Here is a 5942-nt window from a genome sequence, read left to right on the forward strand (position 1 = left end):
CGTCAGGGAACGAATTTCTCCCTGACGGTTTTTCTTACGTCTCCTTTTTTTTATGCCCAAAAACAAGGAGGAAATTGGAATGTTTTCGTTCTCACCACCGGGAGCAGTACGCGAGGAGCCGAAGTGGTTTTGGGTTTTCGTCCATGGAGGGATGCGTAAATACGTGATCTATTCGGACGACGAGCTCGACGGCGAACGGCGATGGACATTGGAGCTCGACGAAGGATTTGACCTGCTTTGGGATTCCGCACGCAGCCGCACGCAAGCGGTGCGCTACATGCAGCAGTTTTATCCCGAGTACGGCAAATTCGAGACGATGCCCACCCCCATCACGTTCCGTCAAGCCTGTGATTTCATCAATCAGCATCACAGGCACCACATGGCCCCGCAAGGGATGAAATTCGCACTTGGCATCAGCAACGGCCAAAAGTTGATCGGAGTCCTTACCGCAGGTCGCCCCGTCAGTCGTCATCGCGATGATGGCCTGATGCTTGAAGTGACCCGTGTATGCGTCATCGGAGCCTATGTCCATCTGTGCAGCAAGCTGTATGCCGCGGCGCGGCGTATCGCTCGTGAAATGGGTTATCACACCCTGATCACCTACACGCTGGATGAGGAAACGGGCGCATCTGTACGCGCTGCCGGATTTCAGTTCATGGGCAAAAGCGCGGGCGGAAGCTGGAACAGCCTTTCGCGCAACAGATTGGACAAGCATCCCACGGGACTGAAAAATCTCTGGATGATGCAGATCAGAGGAGCTTAACAACAAAAATTCATTGGAGGGATTCACATGCGTTTTTTCAATCGACTGGTGCAGAAGGTGCTTTTCCCCGTTCGGCAGTACGTGAGTTGGAGAATGATGTTTGCGATTCTGACGGCGCTTTCGGATGAGAAAATTCGTCTGTACGCCGTGCGTAACCGCGGCCTATCGCTTCACCGGCCGATTATCCTCCCGACCTGGTATGGCAGCAAGAAGGCCATTATGAAGCGTAAGCCCGGGCAGGAAATCGTCTACGTGGATATTCCAATGAGCCTGCTTTTTGAAGGGGGAGATCCGGTGCACGATACCACGCTCCACTGCAGCGTGTACACGCTGAAAGGCACCGGTCTTCGGTTTGCGAAACGCAGCTACCGGAGGCTCCGCATGGCCTAAGAAGGCAATTCAAATTTCAAATTGGAGGTATTTGAGACATGGGAAGACAGACACGTTCGGGCTTTGGGTATGGGATGAATGAAAGCGAAGCAAGGCGAGATTTCCGTGAAGAGCTGAACCGCGAATACGGTGAAGGTTCATACCGTGGCGGCGGGAATGACATTCGGGAATGGGTGGAATCGAAGTGCCTGCAACAGCCGGTATCCGCTTCCGCGCCGAAGAAGACGAAGGCGGTCAAGGTTTCGCCTAAAGCGGACGGAAAACTCGTCAACGGGTTTATCGTGACCACCGAGACCCCAGAACTGATTCGGCGCCAAGCCGTCGCTTCATACACCAATGAATCTGTACCCGCGGTCGTTGAAGCATACGCCCTAACCCAAGGGGATGCCAAGAAGAAGGCTGACGAGATCGCCAGGAGGCATAATGCCGAAGTGCATGTGCTTCCTGCTCGTCTTTGGCAGGATACCACTCAGCGGTTGTCCAAGCCCGCGCGGATCCTTGAGGTAACGCCGTCGGGCGGCCAAGAGGCTCAGCCAGGGAAATGGCGCTTCACGGTCGAAGTCGCGATTTAATCCATCCCAAGGAGGAAATTCGGATGACATTATGGACTGCATTGGCAGTGAAGGAAGCGATCGCGCGGAACGAGGAGGCGTTGAAGGGGAACAACACCCCGGAAACGGAGGCTGCCTTGAACCGTTCTCTCGCTGAATTGAAAGCCATTCGCTGATTGAGCTATAAAAATCTGTGGAATGAGGAGAGTTTCGTATTAAAAAGACCATGGCTTTAATCTCGTGCGGAAAGAGCAAGCGCGCTGAAAAGTCGGCGGCGCGGGATTTGTACACGGGCGAGCTTTTCAAGAAGATCAGATCCCTGGTCGAGAAGCGCAACCAGCCGTTTCACATTCTGTCCGCCCTTCACGGGCTTGTTCCGCCCCTTGCCAAGCTGGAACCCTACGAATACACGCTTACCGGCAAAAGCAAGTCAGTGAAGCGGGAATGGGCCGCTGGCGTGGCTGAAATGTTTAACTTCTACAGCCCGCGGGAATGGCGCATTGAAGTATTCGCCGGGCGGGATTATCGCGAATTTTTGGTTCCGATGCTGCGTGACCGTGGATTTGAAGTCGAAATCCCGCATAACGGCCGTACGCCAACAATCGTATGAGCTGGGGGTTCAAGCGGCCCGTCTCATTTTGGACAGCATCAAGGACAAGAAGAACAATCGTGACATTATGTACATGGATACGACGTTGATCGTGCGACACTCATGCGGGTGCTAAACACCCCACTGCGCCTTCTATTTATTCGATTAACCGAAATTTAGATATTTTCTGCAATATTTCAGTTAATCGATATAATAGCATCTATCATTTTAAGGAGTGAACCAAGAATGAAAATTTCGGTAGGCGGAGATCACGCGGGCTTTCCTTTGAAAGGGGTCATTGTCAGTGCTTTGGAGTCAATGGGGCATGAAGTCGTGGATTACGGCACTTTTGACACGAATCCCATCGATTTTCCGGATATTACGAGAACGGTATGCGATAGCGTTCTGGCCGGAAAAGCGGAACGCGCGATTTTGGTATGCGGCACAGGGGTCGGGGCATGCATTGCGGCCAATAAAATACCGGGAATACGGGCCTCGGTTTGCCATGACATATACTCCGCGCACCAATGTGTCGAGCATGATGATGTGAATGTGATGTGCATAGGCGCGCAAATCGTCGGTCCGGTTCTGGCCGTAGAGCTGCTGGACAGCTTCCTGAAAGCCGAATTCAGCACCGAGGAAGAGTTCCGCAGACGGGTCGAAAAGCTGCACCGGATGGAGAAGGAATTTGCACAGCGCCATGACTGATGCCTGGTTGGCAGAGCATAGCAGTCGGGTGAAGCGCTGCATTCTTCAAGGAGGTGATGAATCATTGCGTTAAAGAGCGAGAGTCTATTGCAAATTTGTAAACGTTTTCAACAAAACAGGAAAGGGAGGTTGAACGCTCATGGCAAAGCGTAAAGGTATCGTCGTTTTATTCGCGCTGCTCATGGTGTTTTTGGCCGCATGCAGCGGCGGCAATACATCGTCGAATCCCGGGACGGATACGCAATCCGACACTTCATCCGATACAGAAACAAACAAGTCAGATGATCAGTCCGGCGCTTCCGTGGAACTTCGGGTAGCATGGTGGGGAGGCCAGGCACGCCATGATATGATGAACGCTCTGTTCGACAAATTCGAGGAGAAGTACCCGCATATCACGGTCGTACGTGAGTTCGGCACGGAAAACCAGTTCGTAGAGAAGGTGACGACGCAAGCGGCAGGCGGCAACGCTCCGGATGTCGTGCAGACGAGCAGTTTCTTCCTTAATGATTTTGTCGCCCGGAACATTCATATGGAGCTGGATGCGCTTGTCGATTCCGGCGATATCGACTTGAGCGATTTCATCGTTCACGACGTGGACGGCGGGAAAGTCGACGGCAAGCTGTACATGATCAGCCTCGGACATAACATTACCGGCATTATCCATAATACCGAAATGTTCAACAAAGCCGGCGTACCTTTGCCGCAGAACGGTTGGACTTGGGATGAATATATCCAGACGCTGAAAGATCTACAGAAATCGCTGGGCAGCGAAGCGTGGGCATCGGAAGACGAGGGCGGGACATACAGAGGGCTCGATATGTTCCTGATGCAGCGGGGCAAGTCGATGTTCAACGGCAATCAGCTCGGTTTTGAAAAACAGGATTTGATCGATTGGTATTCCATCTGGGACGAACTGCGCAAAGCGGGCGTCGTGCCGCCGGCTTCCATTCAGGCGGAAGAAGGCGATAAGCCGCAAGAACAGTCGATGCTGGCCCGCGGCAGAGTCGCCATGGTGAGCAAAAGCTCGAACCAGCTGAAGATTTTCCAGAAAGCGATGAAGGACGAATTGCGGATTGTCAGCTACCCGACGGACCCGAATGGCAAGAAAGTGTTCCCGCTTATCGTACCGGGAATGGGGATATCGCCGAACTCGAAGCATCCGAAGGAAGCGGCCCAATTAATTAACTTTATCGTTAACGACGAGGATGCGGCGAAAATTTTCCGCGGAGAACATGGCCCTCAGGCTTCGAAAAAGATGCAGGCTGTCATCTATGACTCGCTTAGCGAGCCGGAGAAGCTTGAATATGCGTTTGTCGACGAAATGATGCCGTTTACAATGCCCTATCCGGCTATGCCGGGGGGAAGCACCTCCGTTCAAAAGCTGGTCTTGACGGAGAATGAAGCGATAGCTTTCGGGATCAAGAGCATCGAGCAAGCTGTCGACGATTTCTTCTCGCAAGCCGAGCAAATTTTGAACAGGTAAACGATTGCAGCGAAGAGCGGCTCGAGCCGGATGAGCCGGGCCGCTCTTCCCAAAAGGAGGCTCCGTCATTGCAAACCTCGCTTGTTCGTAAAAAAGGGCACATCTTTATCCCTTACTTGTTTTTGGCGCCCTGGATGATTGGCGTACTGGTATTTAGCGCCATTCCGATTTTCAGCTCATTGTATTTGTCGTTCACGAATTATAATTTCGTGTCTTCGCCGAATTGGGTCGGACTGCAAAATTATATGACGATGTTTTTTAAAGACCCGCATTATATCCAATCTTTGAAAGTGACTTTCATGTACGTATTTGTTGCCGTGCCGCTTGAGCTTGCCTTTGCCTTGAGTTTGGCGCTCCTGTTAAACAGAGGGTTGAAAGGGCTGGGGCTGTACCGCGCATTGTACTATATTCCGTCATTAATCGGGGGCAGCGTGGCCATTTCGATTTTGTGGCAGCAGGTGTTTGGCGGGAAAGGCATCGTGAATCAAATGTTGGCGCTGTTCGGCATTCATATGCAAAGCTGGGTCGGTACGCCGTCTCAGGCGATTTGGGCGTTGATTTTATTGAAAGTGTGGCAATTCGGTTCGCCGATGATTATTTTTCTTGCAGGATTGAAGCAAATTCCCGCCGATTTTTACGAGGCTTCTTCTCTCGACGGAGCCGGCAAATGGAAACAGTTTTTATACATCACATTGCCCTTGTTAACGCCTATTGTTTTATTCAATACGATCATGCAGATGATTACCTCGTTCCAGGCGTTTACCCCTGCCTATATCATCAGCAACGGTACGGGCGGGCCTATAAATTCAACATTGTTTTATACGCTTTACTTGTATCAGAACGGCTTCGGAAACTTTCAGATGGGTTACGCGTCGGCAATGGCCTGGGTACTCTTTATCATCATTGCCATTTTTACTGCGCTGGCTTTCCTTTCTTCCAACAAGTGGGTTCACTATGAAAACTAGTAGGTGAAGATATGGCGATTGTAACGAGATATAAAACGATCCTGATGCACATGATGATCGTCGGCGGGATTCTGTTGATGCTCTATCCCGTTTTGTGGATGATCGGCAGTTCGTTGAAACCGTCAGATCAAATTTTTACGCAAATCGGACTTTGGCCCAAAGCGATTACTTTCGAGCATTATGCGAAAGGCTGGGCGGGAATGTCGCGCACGACATTCGCGACGTTTTTTGCGAATTCATTTATGCTTGTGGGCCTCGCGATTGTCGGGAATATCATATCTTGCTCCTGTGCGGCCTATGCCTTTGCCCGGATGGATTTTAAAGGAAAGAAAATTATGTTTGCGATTATGATGATGACGATGATGATTCCGCTTCATGTTCTGATCGTACCGCAATATATTATCCTGAATTTCGAAAGTACTGCTCTTTGAAAATATGAAAAAGTGCTCAAATCTTTGGTAGAATGGTGTTTGTCGAGAACACATCACCCAAC

Annotated in this window: 9 protein-coding genes; all 9 read left to right on the top strand. The window is 50.9% G+C overall.

Translation table 11 applies throughout. The features are described from left to right. Positions 1-79 precede the first annotated feature (79 nt). The 9 genes from ABEV74_RS14660 (at position 80) to ABEV74_RS14700 (ending at position 5880) form a co-directional block, all read left to right on the top strand. Positions 80-763, top strand: coding sequence for an XF1762 family protein (locus ABEV74_RS14660; protein WP_430146938.1), 684 nt, complete (start codon positions 80-82; stop codon positions 761-763). A gap of 27 nt (positions 764-790) precedes the next feature. After that, entirely contained in the window at positions 791-1153 is a 363-nt protein-coding gene (locus tag ABEV74_RS14665) for a hypothetical protein (protein WP_430146940.1), read from the top strand. Positions 1154-1191: 38 nt separating this feature from the next. Continuing rightward, positions 1192-1725: a hypothetical protein gene (locus ABEV74_RS14670; protein WP_430146942.1), complete on the top strand. Its 534-nt coding sequence runs from the start codon at positions 1192-1194 to the stop codon at positions 1723-1725. Between the two features lie 23 nt (positions 1726-1748). Beyond that, on the top strand, positions 1749-1880 hold the full coding sequence (locus ABEV74_RS14675) for a hypothetical protein (protein WP_430146944.1): 132 nt from the start codon (positions 1749-1751) through the stop codon (positions 1878-1880). Positions 1881-1930: 50 nt separating this feature from the next. After that, a complete protein-coding gene (locus ABEV74_RS14680) occupies positions 1931-2314 on the top strand; it encodes a DUF6884 domain-containing protein (protein ID WP_430146946.1) in 384 nt (127 codons plus the stop codon). Positions 2315-2539: 225 nt separating this feature from the next. Continuing rightward, entirely contained in the window at positions 2540-3001 is a 462-nt protein-coding gene (gene rpiB / locus ABEV74_RS14685; RefSeq protein WP_062489322.1) for a ribose 5-phosphate isomerase B, read from the top strand. Positions 3002-3140: 139 nt separating this feature from the next. Beyond that, on the top strand, positions 3141-4484 hold the full coding sequence (locus ABEV74_RS14690) for an ABC transporter substrate-binding protein (protein ID WP_430146947.1): 1344 nt from the start codon (positions 3141-3143) through the stop codon (positions 4482-4484). Between the two features lie 299 nt (positions 4485-4783). Beyond that, on the top strand, positions 4784-5449 hold the full coding sequence (locus ABEV74_RS14695) for a carbohydrate ABC transporter permease (protein WP_430146948.1): 666 nt from the start codon (positions 4784-4786) through the stop codon (positions 5447-5449). Positions 5450-5460: 11 nt separating this feature from the next. After that, complete coding sequence (locus tag ABEV74_RS14700) at positions 5461-5880, top strand: ABC transporter permease family protein (RefSeq protein WP_430146951.1); 420 nt, start codon at positions 5461-5463, stop codon at positions 5878-5880. Positions 5881-5942: the final 62 nt, after the last annotated feature.

It is taken from the genome of Paenibacillus cisolokensis (assembly GCF_050481165.1).
Taxonomy (GTDB): domain Bacteria; phylum Bacillota; class Bacilli; order Paenibacillales; family Paenibacillaceae; genus Paenibacillus_AH; species Paenibacillus_AH cisolokensis.